This is a genomic window from Acinetobacter sp. WCHA45 (assembly GCF_002165255.2).
Lineage (GTDB): Bacteria > Pseudomonadota > Gammaproteobacteria > Pseudomonadales > Moraxellaceae > Acinetobacter.
This window is the reverse complement of record NZ_CP028561.1, coordinates 2,037,031-2,053,414: the sequence shown is the minus strand read 5'-3', so window position 1 is coordinate 2,053,414 and position 16,384 is coordinate 2,037,031. Positions and strand designations below refer to the sequence as shown.

Sequence of the window (16,384 nt, the reverse complement as noted above, 5' to 3'; positions counted from 1 at the left end):
CCTTATGCAGATCGACCGAAACAATAAAGCAGATGCATGGTTGGCACATAGTCAACGTGAACAATCTGGACGTTTAACCATTTTCTTGGGTGCAGCACCTGGGGTTGGGAAAACCTATGCCATGCTGACCCGAGCGCATGAACTGATGCAACAAGGGCAGCATGTGATGGTTGGGGTCGTAGAAACCCACGGTCGATCTGATACCGAACGTTTGATTCAAGGGTTGAATGTTATTCCAAGAAAGTCTGTGGAATATCAGGGGCGAATGTTGGAAGAGATGGATCTCGACCAAATTCTTAAATTAAAGCCTCAAATTGTGCTTGTTGATGAATTGGCCCATCGCAATATACCCAATAGTCGGCATGAATATCGTTGGCAAGATGTCAATGAGTTGTTGGATGCAGGCATTGATGTGTATAGCACCTTAAATATTCAGCATTTGGAAAGTCTGAATGATGTGGTTTTTCAAATTACGGGGATTCGGGTCACTGAAACTGTCCCCGATGCATTACTGAAACGTTTGAAAGATATTCGACTGGTTGATTTACCTGTTCCTGAATTATTAGAACGAATGAATCATGGCAAGATTTATTTCGCCGATGTTGCACCCCATGCATTACAAGGTTTTTTTAAAGCTGCGAATTTGACAGCGTTACGTGATCTGGCAATTCAAACTGTTGCAGGGCAAGTCGATATTGATTATCGAGAAAAATTTGTTGCGCAAGGGCAGATCATCCCGATTCAAAATCACGTCATGTTGGCAATTGGTGGTTCTGAATTCTCTGAAGATTTGGTACGCCGTGCGCATCGAATTGCAGAAAGGCGCAATGCAACGTGGAGCGTCATTTCAATTCAAAGAAGTAAGGTTGAAACGCCTCAAGCCTTTGCAGTGACGAAGGCTTTTAATCTAGCGCATAAGCTCGGTGCCGATACCTATTTACTGTATAGCAATCATATTGCATCGACCATTTTACAGGCGGCTTATGATTATGGTGCATCTAATATTTTACTCGGCAAAAGCCCTCAAAAATCGTTATGGCAGCGCCTATTTTCAGATCATATTGCCGATCAACTGTTAGAGAAACAGCATCCTTTTGAAATCACCTTTGTTCAGCCTTTAAAAGCTCAAAATAGTGAAAAGCGTTTGCAGAAAGATGTGGCGCATTCATCTTGGCTGGAACAAGGCTTGGCGTTTAATCAACGTGAAGTGTTTGAAAGTATCATCATTGTATTGCTAGGACTGATTGTGGCGGCAATCAGTGATCATTTTATTGGGTATAGCGACTTAGCTTTGATTTTTATTGTGACTGTATTATTGGTTGCGATACGTGCCCGTATGTTGATTACAATTATCAGCGTATTCATCTGTTTTTTACTCTATAACTACTTTTTTATTGAACCACGATTTACCTTTCGAATCAGCGCTGAACGCGGCGTGATTACCATTATCACGTTCATTATTTCAGCCTTACTGGTCGGGCGTTTAGCCAATCAATTACGTGCTCAGGTGCTGAGTTTACGCGCAGCAAATTCAGTCTCGTTACAATTACAAGAATTAGATCGCAAGCTATCGACCTGTGTAGATATTGAACAGGTGTTAAATGTCGCCAAACAACATTTGGAAACTTCATTAAATGCTACGGTCTGGTTAAAAGTTGAAAATCAGTCTTTAGGCGATGTCACTGCTTTAAATGAAAAAGATCAGATTGCCGCAGATTGGACACAAAAGAATGCGAAACCCTGTGGACGTTTTACCAATACACTGACCAATTCTAATTGGTGGTTTATTCCGTTAAATTTGGTGAAAGAATATGGGGTGATTGCAATTCGGTTTAATCAAAACGCTCAAAGTATTAGTTTTGAATTGCAACGTTTAACTGAGTTGATGATTGAAGACATTGCGCAAACTGTTGCTCGGGTTCAGCTCTCTTTACAGTTAGAAAACTCTAGAGTGGTGGCTGAAACGGAAAAGTTACGCTCAGCCTTACTTTCTTCGGTATCGCATGATTTACGTTCACCCTTAGCCGCGATGATTGGTTCAGCAGATACGCTTAAATATTATGGTGAACAGATGCCTGAAAGCGATCGGCATGAATTATTAGATACTATTCACATTGAGGGTGAAAGACTGGATCGTTATATTCAAAACCTGTTGGATATGACGCGATTAGGTCATCAAGGGTTGACTTTGAGTCGTGCTTGGATCGGTGTGGATGAGCTAATTGGCTCGGCAACGCAACGACTGAAACGCTATCAGCCTGAGGTGAAAATCGAGGTTGCTTTGGCGGAAGAACTTCCGCAATTGTATGTGCATCCTGCTTTGATTGAACAAGCCATTTTTAATGTCTTGGAAAATGCCGCCAAGTTCTCACCATTGAATGTTCCGATTGAAATAAAGATTCAGCAAGAGCAACAATTTCTGCAAATTGACATTATCGATCAGGGGATCGGCATTCCTGAACATGAACGTGAACAAATTTTTGATATGTTCTATACCATGCAGCGTGGCGATCGAGGGAAAACAGGAACAGGGCTAGGTCTTTCGATCGTAAAAGCCATCATTGGTGCGCACATGGGCAGTATTGAAGCTTTTAGTGGGAAACATGGTCAAGGCACTTTAATTAGAATACGATTACCTTTACATCAGGATTAAAATGATTTCATGCCTCATACATTAAATACTCAAGCTTCAATTCTTATTATTGATGATGAGCCACAAATTCGAAAATTTTTAGACATTGCTTTACGTGCGCAAGGTTATCAGGTGCATGTTGCTGAAAATGGCATGAAAGGCTTAGAAATTTTGGCAACCCGTGGTGCGGATTTACTGATTTTAGATTTGGGTTTGCCAGATATGGAAGGACAGCAGGTGTTGACTGAGATGAGGCAATGGTCAGATATTCCTGTGATTGTGCTATCTGCCCGTCCTGATGAAAATCAAAAAATTAAATTGCTCGATGCAGGTGCGAATGATTATGTGACCAAACCGTTTAGCATTCAGGAATTATGTGCCCGTATTCGAGTGATGTTTCGTAATAAACCACAACAGTCTGAACAGAACATTGTATTTGATGATGGTCAATTATCTGTGGATGTGGCTGAGCATGTGGTGACGTTTGCCCAGGAAGAAATTGTTCTCACCAAAAAAGAATTTCAACTGTTAGCACTATTGATTCGCCATCAGGGGAAGATTGTTACGCAAAAACAAATTATGACCGAGCTATGGGGTATTAGCCATGAAGAAGATACCCATTATCTTCGAATCTTGGTGAAAAAACTCCGCAGCAAAATTGGAGATTCTGCGGTCACTCCAAAATATATTTTTACCATTGCAGGCGTGGGGTTACGTTTCCAAGGACAATCCTAAATTGAAAAATAAAAAGAGAGTTTGCAAAACTCTCTTTCTGACGAATAAACCGTTTATTTTAAGTTTGGATCGCCTTTTTTCAAGAAGAAACTTAATGCCAGTTTTTGTACCCAAGTGCCATAAGGTGGATAGAATAATTGCGTTGGGAAGAAGCGATGGCGAGCAAAAACCGTTTTCGCATGTGAAAGCTCACGGAAACCTTCTTCACCGTGATAAGTCCCCATACCCGAGTTACCAATACCACCAAATGGTGCATCATGGTTGACCACATGCCAGCCCCAATCATTAATCGTGACACCGCCTGAATGAGTTTGTTTTAAGATGTAGTCACGTTCGGTTGAATCATGGGTGAAACAATAGAGTGCTAAAGGTCGTTCACCTGCTTTGATATAGGCAATTGCATCATCAAGGCTATCGTAAGCCACTACGGGCAATACTGGGCCAAACAGCTCTTCTTTTAGAATACGCATATCGGGTGTGCAATTCAGTACAATATGTACAGGCATACGACGCGCATCTTTGTCACGATCATATTCGGCACAGGCAATAATTTGAGCGCCTTTGGCTTTGGCATCGTCTAGGATTTCTAATAGGCGTTTGAAATGGCGATCATTGACGATAGAGGTATAGTTAGAATTATTGCTGATGTTACTGCCATACATCGCCGTAAAATTCTTTTTACATTCTTCTGCAAACTGATTCACTTGTTCTTTGGGTACAAGTGCATAGTCAGGTGCAACACAGATTTGCCCACAATTGGTTGCCTTACCATGCAATACCCGTTTAGCTGCATCGGCTAATGGATAATGACGGCTGACAAGCGCAGGGGATTTACCGCCTAATTCTAATGTGACAGGCGTTAGGTTTTCTGCTGCTGCACGCATTACCACTCGACCAATTGCAGGTGAACCAGTAAATACAATATGGTTAAAAGGGAGTGATGTGAATTGTGCAGGATTAAGAATTTCTTCACCGAAAATACAAACTTCATCTTCAGAAAAAACTTCAGCCAGCATACGTCTCAGCACTGCATTAGTTGCAGGTGTAATTTCGGGCAGTTTAATCATGACTCGATTGCCCGCAGCGATTGCCGCAACCAATGGACCAAGCGCCAAATAAACGGGGAAGTTCCACGGCACAATCACACCGACCACACCTTTCGGTTGATATTGGACAGCCAGACGGTTTGATAAAAACAGTAATTCAGTACTTCGTTTACTCGGTCGCATCCATTTACGTAAATGTCGAATGGCATGTTCTGCTTCCAAAACAGAGCCTAATAAATCCAATAGCTTTGATTCATCTACCGATCGAGAACTAAAATCGCTATTGATAGCAGTTGCAATGACGTCTTGATAACGAATAATTTGTTTTTTAAGTTTGAATAATTTTGTACGTCGAGCATCGAGATCAGGATAAGGATTCGCATCAAAAGCAGCACGTTGTTGGGCGAATACCAAGTGCATATGTTTAGTTGCCGAGTCGCTAAATTCCTGCGAATGAGAAAGTGTCATTGTTGCTCCTTCCATGCTTATTGGTAGAAATAGACTTTATGATTGATTGAATTTTTAGTCGATGTTAAATTGAGACAACAAAAAGTAATTTAGTGCCATTATCTACTGATCGAATGGATAAAGTAAAAATGCCTAAACAGAATATTGAGCAAAATATTTATATTGAAGCTCGTTATGATCATACGCTATTCGGTCAAGGCACGCCTATACTTGGTTTAAGCAGTTTGTTTGATGAAATGCAAAAACAAGGATATTCCATCGCTCAGATATTAGATGGTACGGGTATTACGCATGATGCGTTAACAAGTGCGACCACAACAATATCTCAATATCAAAAGTTGAAGTTATTTCAAAATATCCAATCTTTGTCTAAAGATCCATTGATCGGGCTTAGGGCAGGCCAAAAACAAAAATTATCAGATTTCGGGGTGTACGGTTATGCACTGTACTCTTCCCGTAATTTTCAACAAGCCGTCGAACTTGGTATTCGACATATCAAACTAGCCAGTCCTGTACTGCAAAAATCATTTTATATACAAAATGATACTGCAATTTTTGAAGCTAAAGAAATTATTGCTTTAGGGCATTTATTACCATTAATTTGCGAGTTTTGGTTTAGTTCAATGCAGACCTTAATTCAGTGTGTACTCGAAGCGCCATTTCAAGCTAAAAGGTTATTACTGCCTTATCCTGCCCCTGAATATGCAGATGAATATCAAAAGGTATTTGGTTGTGTTGTAGAGTTTGATGCAGAGGTGATGCAATGGCATTTCGATTTAGCATGGTTAGATGCACCTTGTCCAAATGCAAATCCGATTACTGCGGATATGTGTCAGTCTTTTTGTGAACGGATGTTGGGTGATGAAAATGATGAGGAATCTGAACTGATCAAAACGATTCGTCTTATTTTCTTGGACAGTGTTGGGAATTTTCCAACTGCTCAACAGATGGCAGATCAATTACATCTATCTAAAAGAACCTTATATCGCCGTTTAGCCGATTTGAATGTGAGTTATCAAGAAATATTGGATAGTACGCGAACACGTCTTGCCGATGAATATCTAGCGGCGACAACACTGAGTATGGATGAAATTGCTGAAAGGCTTGGTTTTTCAGATACTTCAAACTTTAGGAAAGCGTATTGTCATTGGACGGGAATTTCACCTAATCAATATCGTAAAAAGTTTGCTTAGTGAAATGCAAGAGCTAGAGATTATTTAAAATTAATTTTGATAGAGATTTAATCATTCTTTCATGATTCGCTTATATATTGCGATGAGCGAATCTAAAAAGATAAATATGCAATGATATTTGAAAGCTTAAACATTTACTTGTTTGATTGCATAAACTCATTTGCGACTCAGAATGCGATTGTGGATAGAGTTGCCATATTTACAGCTCATGATTTAAATACAGTTTTTATATGTTTTCTCTTATTTTTATTGATTTACAAATGGAAGATCTATAACTATTTATTCGCTAAGACACTTTTAATTGTGTTACTTTCTTTAATCCTGAGTGATTTGGCTGAAGTTTTCTACCATCATCCACGTCCGTTTGAAATAGGACTAGGTCATCAACTTATTGGACATGGTCCAAGTTCATCATTTCCCAGTCAGCATACCTTAACCATTGCAATCATTGCTTTTTCATATTGGTTAGCAGGCTTTAAGAAGATTGGTATATTCGGTATTTTTGCCGGTATTGTCGTTGGTTTATCAAGGATTTATGTTGGGGTTCATTTTCCATTTGATATCATTGGATCTTTTATGATTGGTTTGATGTTGGTTGTATCTGTCAATTATATCGAGAATGAATTGACTGTTAGAATTCGTAAAATTACATCGACCAGTGCTTATGATGTCTAACAAAATGCTAAATGGTTATTTGAATTTTACGATAAATTTATACTGAGCTGAGATAAGTTTATATTATCTTAACGTTACATATTTATAAGCATAAATTATTCTATTCATAACAATATGAACTTGGTTTAATTTATGAATGCTGTCTTTGTAGAATTGAATCAGCTATTAAATTCTAATAATGTGATTAATCAATCAAATGAGAAAAAATCTGAAAGTATTCTGTTCGATAAGGGATTGTTTTTAGAGGAAGTAGATCATTATTTAGAAAAGTATCCGAATACACAACATATTGATATTTATTTGTATGATTTGAATGGACATCTACGAGGTAAAAGAATTGATGTCAAATGCTTAACACAATTGGTGAAAGCATGTTATTTACCTATTTCTATTTATGCGATGAGTCTAAATGGAAATGTGATAGAAGAAACAGGATTGGGTAAATTTATTGGTGAACCAGATCATTTGTGTCAGCCTATCCTAGGTTCATTGCAACCTTGCGCCATTGAGCCTGAAACTAATGCTCAATTGTTATTGACGATGAAAGATGATCGCCATCAAGAATGTTTAATTGAACCTCGTAATATTTTAAAAAGAATACTCAAACAATTACATGAAAAAAATTTTCACCCTTGTATTGCTGCAGAAATAGAATTTTATTTTCAGCCGTTGAATGGGGAACAGGAAGTTCAAGAATTAATAACTCAATGTTTTGATATTCATCTCTCTGATACACATCAACAAATTTTAGATGAGATTGAAGCTATCGCTAAACTACAGAATATTATAATTACAGGAATTATTTCTGAAGCATCTTTAGGGCAATATGAGCTTAATCTGCAACACACATGTGATCTTTTAAAGTTATGTGATCAGATTATGTTGTTAAAACGAACCATTAAACAAATTGCACATAAACACGGATTTCGTGCAAATTTTCTAGCAAAGCCAGATTTGTTAAAAGCGGGCAGTGGCATGCATTTTCATATGAGTTTGCTTGATCACGATCAAAACAATATTTTTAGTCCTCGGAAAGATGAGTTATCTCAAGATCTCTTAAAAGTCATCAGTGGTTTGTTATGGTTAATGCCAAGTTCGATGGCAATTTTGGCACCCAATTTAAACTCTTTTAGACGCTTTAAAACAGGTCATCATGTTCCCTTAGAGGCGAGTTGGGGGCTGAATAACCGTAATGTCGCTATTCGAATACCGTGCTCTGATCAAGAAAATCAAAGATTGGAATACCGTGTGGCAGGAGCAGATTGTAATCCTTATCTTAGCATTGCCATGATTTTGATTGGCACACTCTATGGTTTAACACACCAGTTAGAAGTACCGAAACAAATCAATCAACTTACGTTTAAATCTAAACATTATTTATTGCCAATTGAGCAAATGGAAGCTTTAAAATTGTTTAAAAATAACAAGATACTTGCAGAATATTTAGGTGAAGAATTTATGGAACTATGGTGCACAGTAAAACAAGCAGAACATCAAAGCGTTCACAGTCAAATCACATTAATTGAAAAGTCTTGGGATATTTAGGTAGATCTATTGATTTATCTAGCCTTGATTTAGCAAATAACTGCTTTAAGGTCACAAAATATCTTTATAGGACAAATTGAGAAAATACATGAAAAACAAATTGACAGCATGAATAGTAGATTATAATTCAATCATAGTTCTAATTTGGAACTATGATTGAATTTATATCTAAGCTTGTTCAATGGATGATGTAGCTCTTGTCGGTTTGCTGTTGAATATATGATTTCTTGGTAGTCTTGTTAATGTAGTTCAAGCTGTTTGCGTTTTAGTTTTAGGGGAAGGAAAGCCATAATGTTACATAATACAATTACGGTGCGCCAAACGCAGTTTAAACCTGAGAAAATTAAAGCGCACTATACTGAATCTACGCTAATGTCACATTTTCTCACAGCACTATCGATGAGCTTTCCACAGTGGGATTTATAACTAGTACGATTGTGATGACCAGTCATCTTGCCTAACAAGACCGCAAAAATACCTTGTACTCCACAGCACGACTTTTAAAAAATGCTCAAACGCTTTTAGGGCTGACTCAAATGACATGGCGTTTACTGCCTGATGATTTAGCATTCTATAAAGCTAGTTTTCATCCGTCTGAGATAGACCAGCAAGATTTACTCACCGAAGTGAAAGGATTATTAGCTAATTAAATAGTTAAATTTATTTTTAAAAATTAATTATTTATCGATTTTTACTTTATTCAAGGATGCGAGTGTTTATATCTCAATTATCTAAATGGTGCGCTCAGCGGGACTCGAACCCACGTCGGTCGCTTAGGAGGCAACTGCTCTATCCAGTTAAGCTATAAGCGCATAATTTTATGATTATAAACAAAAAAGTGATTGCCTAAGCAATCACTTTTTGATGAATTTGATCAGATATTTAGTCTTTCGCTTTAAGATTTAAAGCTTTATATAGCACAAACATCAATACAATCCAGATTGGGATCATCAGCACAGATTCTTTGAAACCTTGTTGCCACATGATGTACAGTACGACTGCAATGAAAACTAAGACTAAGTAGTTACTGATTGGTGACCATAACGCAGGGAAACTCGTTTTTAAATTCTTTTCCTTGACCATCGCTTTGAATTTTAAATGAGTTAAGCTGATCATCGCCCAGTTAAGCACTAGAGCGCCAACCACCACATACATCAAATGACCTAAGGCATCTTCTGGAACAAAATAGTTCAACAGTACGCAACCAAAAATCAATAAAGCAGATAATAAAACAGCAGGAATCGGTACACCTTGTTTATTTACTTTAGCGAAAACTTTAGGCGCATTCCCTTGTTGTGCTAAACCGAAAAGCATACGGCTATTGGCAAACATACCGCTGTTATATACAGATAAAGCTGCTGTTAAGATAATGAAGTTAAGTAAATGAGCCGCCCAACTAATTCCCATTTGACTAAAAATCATCACAAATGGACTTTTGTCTAAACCACCTAAATCCAGTTGGTTCCAAGGCACAAGTGAAAGGAGAATCGCTAATGAGCCAACATAGAAAACCAAAATACGCACAACAACTTGATTAATTGCTTTTGGAATGGTTTTCTTTGGATCATTCGCTTCTGCCGCAGCCATACCAATCAGTTCGATTCCACCGAAAGCAAACATAATAAAGGCAAGCATGTAAAACAAACCATCAAAACCGTTTGGAAAAAATCCACCATGTGACCAAAGGTTACTAAATGAGGCTGTTGAATTCGCATCTGCTGTGAAAAGTAAAAACAAACCAAATAAAATCATAGCGACAACAGCTGTGACTTTAATGATAGCTAACCAAAACTCTGATTCACCATATAATTTAACGTTAGTTAAATTAATTGCCGTAATAATGACAAAGAAAAATAACACTGATTGCCAAGCCGCAATATGAGGCCACCAGTAGTTAATGTATTTTGCAACCGCAGTCAGTTCACTCATCGCAACAAGGATATATAGTACCCAATAATTCCAACCTGATAAGAATCCTGGAAACTTCCCCCAATATTGATAAGCAAAATGACTAAATGAACCAGCGACAGGTTCTTCGACAATCATTTCACCTAATTGGCGCATGATGAGAAATGCAATTAAACCACCGATTGCATAACCCAAAATAATTGATGGTCCAGCAGACTGGATGACTTGCGCAGAACCTAAAAATAAGCCCGTACCAATAGCTCCACCCATAGCAATGAGCTGGATATGGCGGTTTTTTAGTCCACGCTGAAGTTGAGAAGAATCGTTGTTCAAAGGACTGAGCTCGACGAGGAATAAGTGGAATATTCTAATAGATTGCAAAGTTTTAGCCTAGTAAAAGTACAACTTGGCTATGACTGGAAAGTAGTTTTTAAAAGTTATTTAAAATCATATATTTGAACGAATGGTAAACTAAGTTGTGGTGGTATTTTAGACATTTAAATCAAAATTTTGTTTTTTAAACAGCAGTTGTTTATTTTCGTGCCATTGTTGAGTTATTCAACTTTACTCAATATATACGATGTGCTTTATCTATTCCGTTTTGCTTTAATCGTATAGTCGTATGGCATTTCAGATGACTCTACGATAATTTAAGCTCACATTCACTTGCACCAAGAACATGATAAAAGGATGAAATTGACATGAGTTCAGTACCACAAATTAAAGTCCCTGCAACCTACATGCGTGGTGGCACGAGTAAAGGTGTCTTTTTCAATCTCAATGATTTACCTGAAGCCGCACAAGTTGCAGGAAAGGCACGTGACTTGCTCTTGCTACGAGTTATAGGAAGTCCAGATCCGTATGGTAAACAGATTGATGGTATGGGCGGTGCAACTTCAAGTACCAGTAAAACTGTGATCTTGGCAAAAAGTGCCGAGCCAGAGCACGATGTCGACTATTTATTTGGACAAGTTTCAATTGATCAAGCTTTTGTAGATTGGAGTGGTAACTGTGGCAACTTGACAGCAGCAGTCGGTTCATTTGCGATTTCTAATGGTTTGGTCGATGCAGATCGTATTCCTGAAAATGGGATTTGTACGGTACGCATTTGGCAAAAGAATATTCAAAAAACCATTATTGCACATGTCCCAGTAACCAATGGTCAGGTTCAGGAAACAGGTGATTTTGAATTAGATGGAGTGACTTTCCCTGCAGCAGAGGTGCAAATTGAATTTTTAGACCCTGCTGATGATGGTGAAGAGGGTGGGGATATGTTCCCTACAGGAAATGTTGTTGATCAATTGGTTGTGCCTGATGTTGGAACATTCCAAGCGACATTTATTAACGCAGGTATTCCAACTATTTTCTTGAATGCTGAAGATATTGGCTATCAAGGAACAGAATTACAAGATCATATTAATGGGGATGCCGCAGCCTTAGCACGTTTTGAAAAAATTCGCACATATGGTGCAGTTCAGATGGGCTTGATCAAAGATATTTCAGAAGCAGCAGCACGTCAGCATACACCTAAAATCGCTTTTGTTTCAGAACCTAAAAGCTATACTTCTTCAAGTGGCAAAACTGTTGAAGTATCAGATGTTGATTTATTGGTACGTGCATTGTCTATGGGTAAGCTACATCATGCCATGATGGGGACAGCAGCCGTGGCGATTGGAACGGCAGCCGCAATTCCGGGCACTTTAGTGAATTTAGTAGCAGGTGGTGGCGAGCGTGAAGCAGTTCGTTTTGGTCATCCATCAGGCACTTTACGTGTCGGTGCTCAAGCCGAGTTAATTGATGGGAAGTGGGCTGTCAAAAAAGCGATTATGAGTCGTAGTGCACGTGTATTGATGGAAGGTTGGGTACGTGTGCCGGGTGATACTTTCTAAATGCTGATTTGATTTTATGAATAAAGCCTTCGTTTGAAGGCTTTATTATTTTAAAGTTATTAAAAACACAAAAACAATTTCTCTAAATAAATAATGTTATGATGTTGTCATTCTGGCAAGTTTTTGTCGGTTGATCCTTTCATTAAAATTTCCCGAGGCAATCGTGTCATCTATTTCTCAAGTTAATGCGGATGTTTTACAACAATCTCAACAACGTATTCAACAAGATTTATTGACAGCATTGGCTGCATTTTCTATTCCTGAACCTTTAAAGTCAGCCGTTCATCATGCAGTAATGTTGGGCGGCAAGCGTGTTCGTCCTGCATTATGTTATGCAACAGCAGCTTTATTGCCAAATCATAATTTTGCAGCGGCCCGTCGTGCTGCCGTTGCGATTGAGTTAATACATTGTTATTCCTTAGCACATGATGATTTGCCGTGTATGGATAATGATTTGTTACGTCGAGGTCAACCAACTTGCCATGTGGCATTTGGTGAAGATACTGCACTATTGGCAGGTGATATTTTACAGTCCATGGCATTTGAGATATTGGGCAGCCGTTTGTTTGATGAACAAGGTCAAGGTACAGATGCAGCCATTGTCTTAAAACAAATGCAGATTTTGGCGACAGCAAGCTCTAAAATGGTTTGCGGACAGGTGCTTGATTTACAAGCTGAAGGTAAACAAGTTGATCAAACTGAATTAGAAAATATTCACCGTAATAAAACGGGTGCATTGATTCAAGCTGCGATCATGATGGGTGCAGTGACTATCTTTACTGGGACAGATCAAGCAATTCCTAAACTACGCCAATTTGGGCAAAGCATTGGTTTAGCTTTTCAAGTACAAGATGACATTTTGGATATTACCGCGAGTACTGAAATTTTAGGTAAAACTGCGGGCAAAGATGAGCAAGTGCAAAAATCTACTTATCCTGCATTGATGGGATTGGCTCAAGCTCAGGCTTATGCTCAAACTTTACATGATCAAGCTTTTGAAGCATTAGCATATTTCGGGGATGATGCTAAAGAACTTGTTGAAATTTCTCAATTCTTGTTAGCACGCCAAAATTGATCTAAGCCAAGACCATAAACGATAAGAAATAAAATAGGATACGGTTTTATGAAGGACGATCAATTACAACAACTTGCACTCGAGTATGGACAAGAACTTGCTTTTTCAATCCAGTCCCAACCCTTTGGACCAGATTGTGAGGTGTTTAAAATTTTTGACAAGATGTTTATGTTGATTGGTGCATATTCAGGGAAGTTACTTGTAACCATAAAATGCAAGCCTGAGAAAAGCTTGGAATATCAAGAGCTATATCCTTCAATTTCGGCAGGTTACCATATGAATAAGAAACACTGGATATCAATTGCCAGCGGTGATGAAATTACAGCAGATTTGCTGCAAGACTTGATTAAAGATTCTTATGATTTGGTGGCAGGAAAATTGCCAGTTAAGACCCGTAAATTAATTAATCAATAAATTTTTTAAATCATGAGTTTAAGTACAGTTATACTCAACTCTTTATTCTTTCTTTTGATTTCTTTTAAAATTGATAACCCAAAAAATGAATTGGAAGATAAATAAGGTACATAAAACTTTGATCGCAATTGGATGGAAAAAATAATTTAATAGCCAACAGATTATTAAAAATATAATTTGGAAAAAGGGAATAGCTGGAAAAATGGTAACAAATGCATTTGGTTTGTCACCATTTTTCATATGAAAAGTATTACGAGACTGTATTTCTGAGGATAAAAGTTGCCCACAATAAATGAAACTTAGGATTAAACCTATAATATAAATCATGAGCTTAAAATTCTCATGTGATCAAATGTGCTACTACAAACAGTAACACATTTGAGTTATTAAAATTAATGTTTCCCCATAATTCCACGGATAGCATTAAGTACATCCGATGGGAGTACCACAGTTTTTGCATTGCTTGATTTAGATAGATCCTGCATTGCTTTCACATATTGCTCACCCAATAAATAAGCAACAGGAATTTCTTTATCACCTACAGCAGTGGTGATCATTTCAATTGCGCGTTGTGAAGATTCTGCAAGGACTACCTGAGCTTCTGCATCACGACGGGAAGCTTCTAAACGACCATCTGCCTCTAAAATCGCAGCTTGTTTTTCACCATCTGCTTTCGTCACCGTTGCACGACGTTGACGTTCAGCCGCTGCTTGTGCTTCCATCGCAGCTTGCATGGTATGTGATGGTTGAATATCTTGAATTTCAACTGTTTTAAGGGTGATGCCCCAATCTGAAATGTCATCAGAAATGGCAGCTTTTAATTTTGCCTTAATGTGATCACGAGATGATAAAGCATCATCTAAATCCATTTCGCCGACAATCGAACGTAATGAAGTTTGCACTAGGTTTTGAATCGCCCACGTATAATTTTCAATTCCATACACGGCTTTTTCTGGAGTTGTTAGATTGATATAAGCGACTGCATTCATCACCAAAACAGCATTGTCTCGAGTAATCACTTCTTGTGATGGAATATCTAACACAATATCTTTAGTTGTAATTTTATATGCCACTTCATCGATATAGGGAATAACAAAGTTCAGACCCGGGTTTAGGGTGGTATGGTATTTACCTAGACGTTGTACAATCCATTTATACCCTTGAGGAACAATACGCACCCCTTTAAAAATAGTTATGCCAATAAAAGCTAAAAGTGCTAAGACAACAATATTACCGACAGACATTGGAAACCCTCTTTATGTTTATGAGTTGCTGTGTGGTTGAACGACTAAATCATTACCTAAAATGTCAATTACTCGGACACGATCACCAACTTGTACTGGAGCTGTAGAACGGCAATTCCATTCATCAGAACCTAAAAGGGGCATGGGAAAGCGTACGACGATTTGTCCATGATCAAGTCCAGTTTTAATCACCATACCCACTTGACCTATTGTTGATTCACGTGCTAGACCTGCTTTAGTTTTATCAATTGAAAGTGGTTTGATAAACTTAAACCAAAGAATCGTACATAAAATGGATAAAATTCCCCATGTGACCACTTGGGTGGTAAAGCCCATCATTGGGAAAAGCCATAGTAAAATGCAGACCATAATTGCGGCTACGCCAAACCATAACGCAGCAAAAGCGGTCAAAATCAACTCTGAAAGGATCAGCAAAATTCCTAATACAAACCAGTGCCAAGGTTCAACTACAAACTCCATAGATTTGCTCGCATCATTAAACTGAGTTAGGTGAAAAAACATTCACTTTGGCACTGTAGCAGATCATTATGTTTATGAATATAAAAAGATTGTTTTTTTAGATATTGGGGCTGATGATTATTATAAAATAGCAGCAGCCCCTGAAGATAATGATTAGAATTTAGCTTTTGGTGCAGGTTTAAATGCAGCAGGAGATTTCTTAAATGTTGCAATTGCATTTTGGATTGATGTAATTTTCGCTTGAGCCGATTTTTCACCTTCTAAAATTGCTTGATTACTCGATTTCAGATCAAGTACACCCAAATGACCGACTTTCGGTTGAATTACAACATTTGCTTGGCTCAATTCTTCATTAATACTTTGTTGTCCCATAATATTAATTGTTTGATCCAATAAACCCCACATACTTAATGGTTTATCACCTGTTGGACGCGCAGATATATCGACTGCAATCACAATATCAGCACCCATATCTTTCGCAGTTTTCACAGGAATAGGACTGACTAAACCACCATCTACATATTTGGTATTACCAATCACAGATGGAACAAAGACGTTAGGAATACTGCAAGAGGCTCGTACGGCTTGACCTGCATTTCCTTTAATAAACTCAGCTTTTTTACCATTGTCTAAACGAGTGGCAACCGCCGCAAAGCGAATTGGAAATTTTTCAATTGGTTTGTTACCAACTTGCGTATTGACATAGTTTTGCAGTTTTTGCCCAAGGATAATGCCTTGGCTATTGATGGTAAGATCACGCAAATCAGATTCTTGAAGTTTTAATGCGAGATTTTGCATTTGATAAGGGGTTTGCCCACTTGCATAAATACTTCCAACAAAGCTACCTGCACTTGTTCCAGTGACAATCTTAGCTTTAATACCATGAGATTCTAAAACTTTAATGACGCCAATATGCGCAAAACCTTTTGCACCACCTCCACCTAAAGCCAAAGCGATAACAGGTTCACGAGCTTTAATCGAAGTCGTAGGGGGAGCATTTTTTACAGTTTGATCACAACCAAATAAAGCTAAGCTGAATAAAGCCAAGCAAGACAGTCGAGCAATTTTCATATGAAGTGG

14 protein-coding genes, 1 tRNA gene and 1 pseudogene are annotated in these 16,384 nt (G+C 38.1%); 10 read left to right on the top strand and 6 right to left on the bottom strand.

The genetic code is table 11. From position 1 onward, the window contains the following. Nucleotides 1–4 precede the first annotated feature (4 nt). Nucleotides 5–2,653 (top strand): sensor histidine kinase, encoded by a 2,649-nt coding sequence (locus CDG55_RS11260; protein WP_087535747.1) that lies wholly within the window; start codon nucleotides 5–7, stop codon nucleotides 2,651–2,653. A gap of 9 nt (nucleotides 2,654–2,662) precedes the next feature. Then, on the top strand, nucleotides 2,663–3,367 hold the full coding sequence (locus tag CDG55_RS11255) for a response regulator (protein WP_087535748.1): 705 nt from the start codon (nucleotides 2,663–2,665) through the stop codon (nucleotides 3,365–3,367). Between the two features lie 53 nt (nucleotides 3,368–3,420). Here the strand turns inward: CDG55_RS11255 and CDG55_RS11250 are convergent, their stop codons facing one another. Continuing rightward, on the bottom strand, nucleotides 3,421–4,881 hold the full coding sequence (locus CDG55_RS11250; protein WP_087535749.1) for a coniferyl aldehyde dehydrogenase: 1,461 nt from the start codon (nucleotides 4,879–4,881) through the stop codon (nucleotides 3,421–3,423). A gap of 128 nt (nucleotides 4,882–5,009) precedes the next feature. Here CDG55_RS11250 and CDG55_RS11245 point away from each other — a divergent pair, with 128 nt between their 5' ends. From CDG55_RS11245 to CDG55_RS11230, 5 genes and pseudogenes are all read left to right on the top strand, one after another. Beyond that, a complete protein-coding gene (locus CDG55_RS11245; RefSeq protein WP_087535750.1) occupies nucleotides 5,010–6,074 on the top strand; it encodes an AraC family transcriptional regulator in 1,065 nt (354 codons plus the stop codon). A gap of 111 nt (nucleotides 6,075–6,185) precedes the next feature. Next, entirely contained in the window at nucleotides 6,186–6,749 is a 564-nt protein-coding gene (locus CDG55_RS11240; RefSeq protein WP_087535751.1) for a phosphatase PAP2 family protein, read from the top strand. Between the two features lie 132 nt (nucleotides 6,750–6,881). Next, entirely contained in the window at nucleotides 6,882–8,294 is a 1,413-nt protein-coding gene (locus tag CDG55_RS11235) for a glutamine synthetase family protein (RefSeq protein ID WP_087535752.1), read from the top strand. A gap of 291 nt (nucleotides 8,295–8,585) precedes the next feature. Beyond that, a complete protein-coding gene (locus CDG55_RS15660) occupies nucleotides 8,586–8,720 on the top strand; it encodes a hypothetical protein (RefSeq protein WP_416332998.1) in 135 nt (44 codons plus the stop codon). After that, nucleotides 8,705–8,944 (top strand): annotated as a pseudogene (locus CDG55_RS11230) (metal-dependent hydrolase); the annotation flags it as partial. The gene CDG55_RS15660 and the pseudogene CDG55_RS11230, both read left to right, overlap by 16 nt. 86 nt (nucleotides 8,945–9,030) lie before the next feature. On the opposite strand, the gene CDG55_RS11225 reads toward CDG55_RS11230, so the two are convergent. Together CDG55_RS11225 and CDG55_RS11220 are read right to left on the bottom strand one after the other, a co-directional pair. After that, nucleotides 9,031–9,106: transfer RNA gene (locus CDG55_RS11225), tRNA-Arg, on the bottom strand. Between the two features lie 70 nt (nucleotides 9,107–9,176). Further along, a complete protein-coding gene (locus tag CDG55_RS11220) occupies nucleotides 9,177–10,535 on the bottom strand; it encodes an amino acid permease (protein WP_087535753.1) in 1,359 nt (452 codons plus the stop codon). Nucleotides 10,536–10,903: 368 nt separating this feature from the next. On the opposite strand from CDG55_RS11220, the gene prpF reads away from it, so the two are divergent. The 3 genes from prpF to CDG55_RS11205 all read left to right on the top strand — a co-directional run bounded on the left by prpF (nucleotide 10,904) and on the right by CDG55_RS11205 (nucleotide 13,580). After that, nucleotides 10,904–12,091 carry a 2-methylaconitate cis-trans isomerase PrpF gene (gene prpF, locus CDG55_RS11215; protein WP_087535754.1) on the top strand — a complete coding sequence of 396 codons (1,188 nt, stop codon included), beginning with the start codon at nucleotides 10,904–10,906 and terminating at the stop codon, nucleotides 12,089–12,091. A gap of 163 nt (nucleotides 12,092–12,254) precedes the next feature. Further along, nucleotides 12,255–13,166, top strand: a complete 912-nt coding sequence (locus tag CDG55_RS11210) for a polyprenyl synthetase family protein (RefSeq protein ID WP_087535755.1) — start codon at nucleotides 12,255–12,257, stop codon at nucleotides 13,164–13,166. A 48-nt stretch (nucleotides 13,167–13,214) separates the two neighbouring features. Further along, a complete protein-coding gene (locus CDG55_RS11205; RefSeq protein ID WP_087535756.1) occupies nucleotides 13,215–13,580 on the top strand; it encodes an MmcQ/YjbR family DNA-binding protein in 366 nt (121 codons plus the stop codon). A 392-nt stretch (nucleotides 13,581–13,972) separates the two neighbouring features. On the opposite strand, the gene CDG55_RS11195 is transcribed toward CDG55_RS11205, so the two are convergent. From CDG55_RS11195 to CDG55_RS11185, 3 genes are all read right to left on the bottom strand, one after another. Further along, nucleotides 13,973–14,824, bottom strand: a complete 852-nt coding sequence (locus tag CDG55_RS11195; RefSeq protein ID WP_087535758.1) for an SPFH domain-containing protein — start codon at nucleotides 14,822–14,824, stop codon at nucleotides 13,973–13,975. Nucleotides 14,825–14,842: 18 nt separating this feature from the next. Then, nucleotides 14,843–15,304 carry an NfeD family protein gene (locus tag CDG55_RS11190; RefSeq protein ID WP_004664545.1) on the bottom strand — a complete coding sequence of 154 codons (462 nt, stop codon included), beginning with the start codon at nucleotides 15,302–15,304 and terminating at the stop codon, nucleotides 14,843–14,845. 153 nt (nucleotides 15,305–15,457) lie between these two features. Then, nucleotides 15,458–16,375 carry a patatin-like phospholipase family protein gene (locus CDG55_RS11185; RefSeq protein ID WP_087535759.1) on the bottom strand — a complete coding sequence of 306 codons (918 nt, stop codon included), beginning with the start codon at nucleotides 16,373–16,375 and terminating at the stop codon, nucleotides 15,458–15,460. Nucleotides 16,376–16,384 lie beyond the last annotated feature (9 nt).

Bases quoted from the DNA above. Each gene is read 5' to 3' on its own strand.
- CDG55_RS11240 (WP_087535751.1), top strand. From the start codon at position 6,186: ATGATATTTGAAAGCTTAAACATTTACTTGTTTGATTGCATAAACTCA.
- CDG55_RS11195 (WP_087535758.1), bottom strand. From the start codon at position 14,824: ATGTCTGTCGGTAATATTGTTGTCTTAGCACTTTTAGCTTTTATTGGC.
- CDG55_RS11185 (WP_087535759.1), bottom strand. From the start codon at position 16,375: ATGAAAATTGCTCGACTGTCTTGCTTGGCTTTATTCAGCTTAGCTTTA.
- CDG55_RS11250 (WP_087535749.1), bottom strand. From the start codon at position 4,881: ATGACACTTTCTCATTCGCAGGAATTTAGCGACTCGGCAACTAAACAT.
- CDG55_RS15660 (WP_416332998.1), top strand. From the start codon at position 8,586: ATGTTACATAATACAATTACGGTGCGCCAAACGCAGTTTAAACCTGAG.
- CDG55_RS11255 (WP_087535748.1), top strand. From the start codon at position 2,663: ATGCCTCATACATTAAATACTCAAGCTTCAATTCTTATTATTGATGAT.
- prpF (WP_087535754.1), top strand. From the start codon at position 10,904: ATGAGTTCAGTACCACAAATTAAAGTCCCTGCAACCTACATGCGTGGT.
- CDG55_RS11260 (WP_087535747.1), top strand. From the start codon at position 5: ATGCAGATCGACCGAAACAATAAAGCAGATGCATGGTTGGCACATAGT.
- CDG55_RS11235 (WP_087535752.1), top strand. From the start codon at position 6,882: ATGAATGCTGTCTTTGTAGAATTGAATCAGCTATTAAATTCTAATAAT.
- CDG55_RS11190 (WP_004664545.1), bottom strand. From the start codon at position 15,304: ATGGAGTTTGTAGTTGAACCTTGGCACTGGTTTGTATTAGGAATTTTG.
- CDG55_RS11245 (WP_087535750.1), top strand. From the start codon at position 5,010: ATGCCTAAACAGAATATTGAGCAAAATATTTATATTGAAGCTCGTTAT.
- CDG55_RS11205 (WP_087535756.1), top strand. From the start codon at position 13,215: ATGAAGGACGATCAATTACAACAACTTGCACTCGAGTATGGACAAGAA.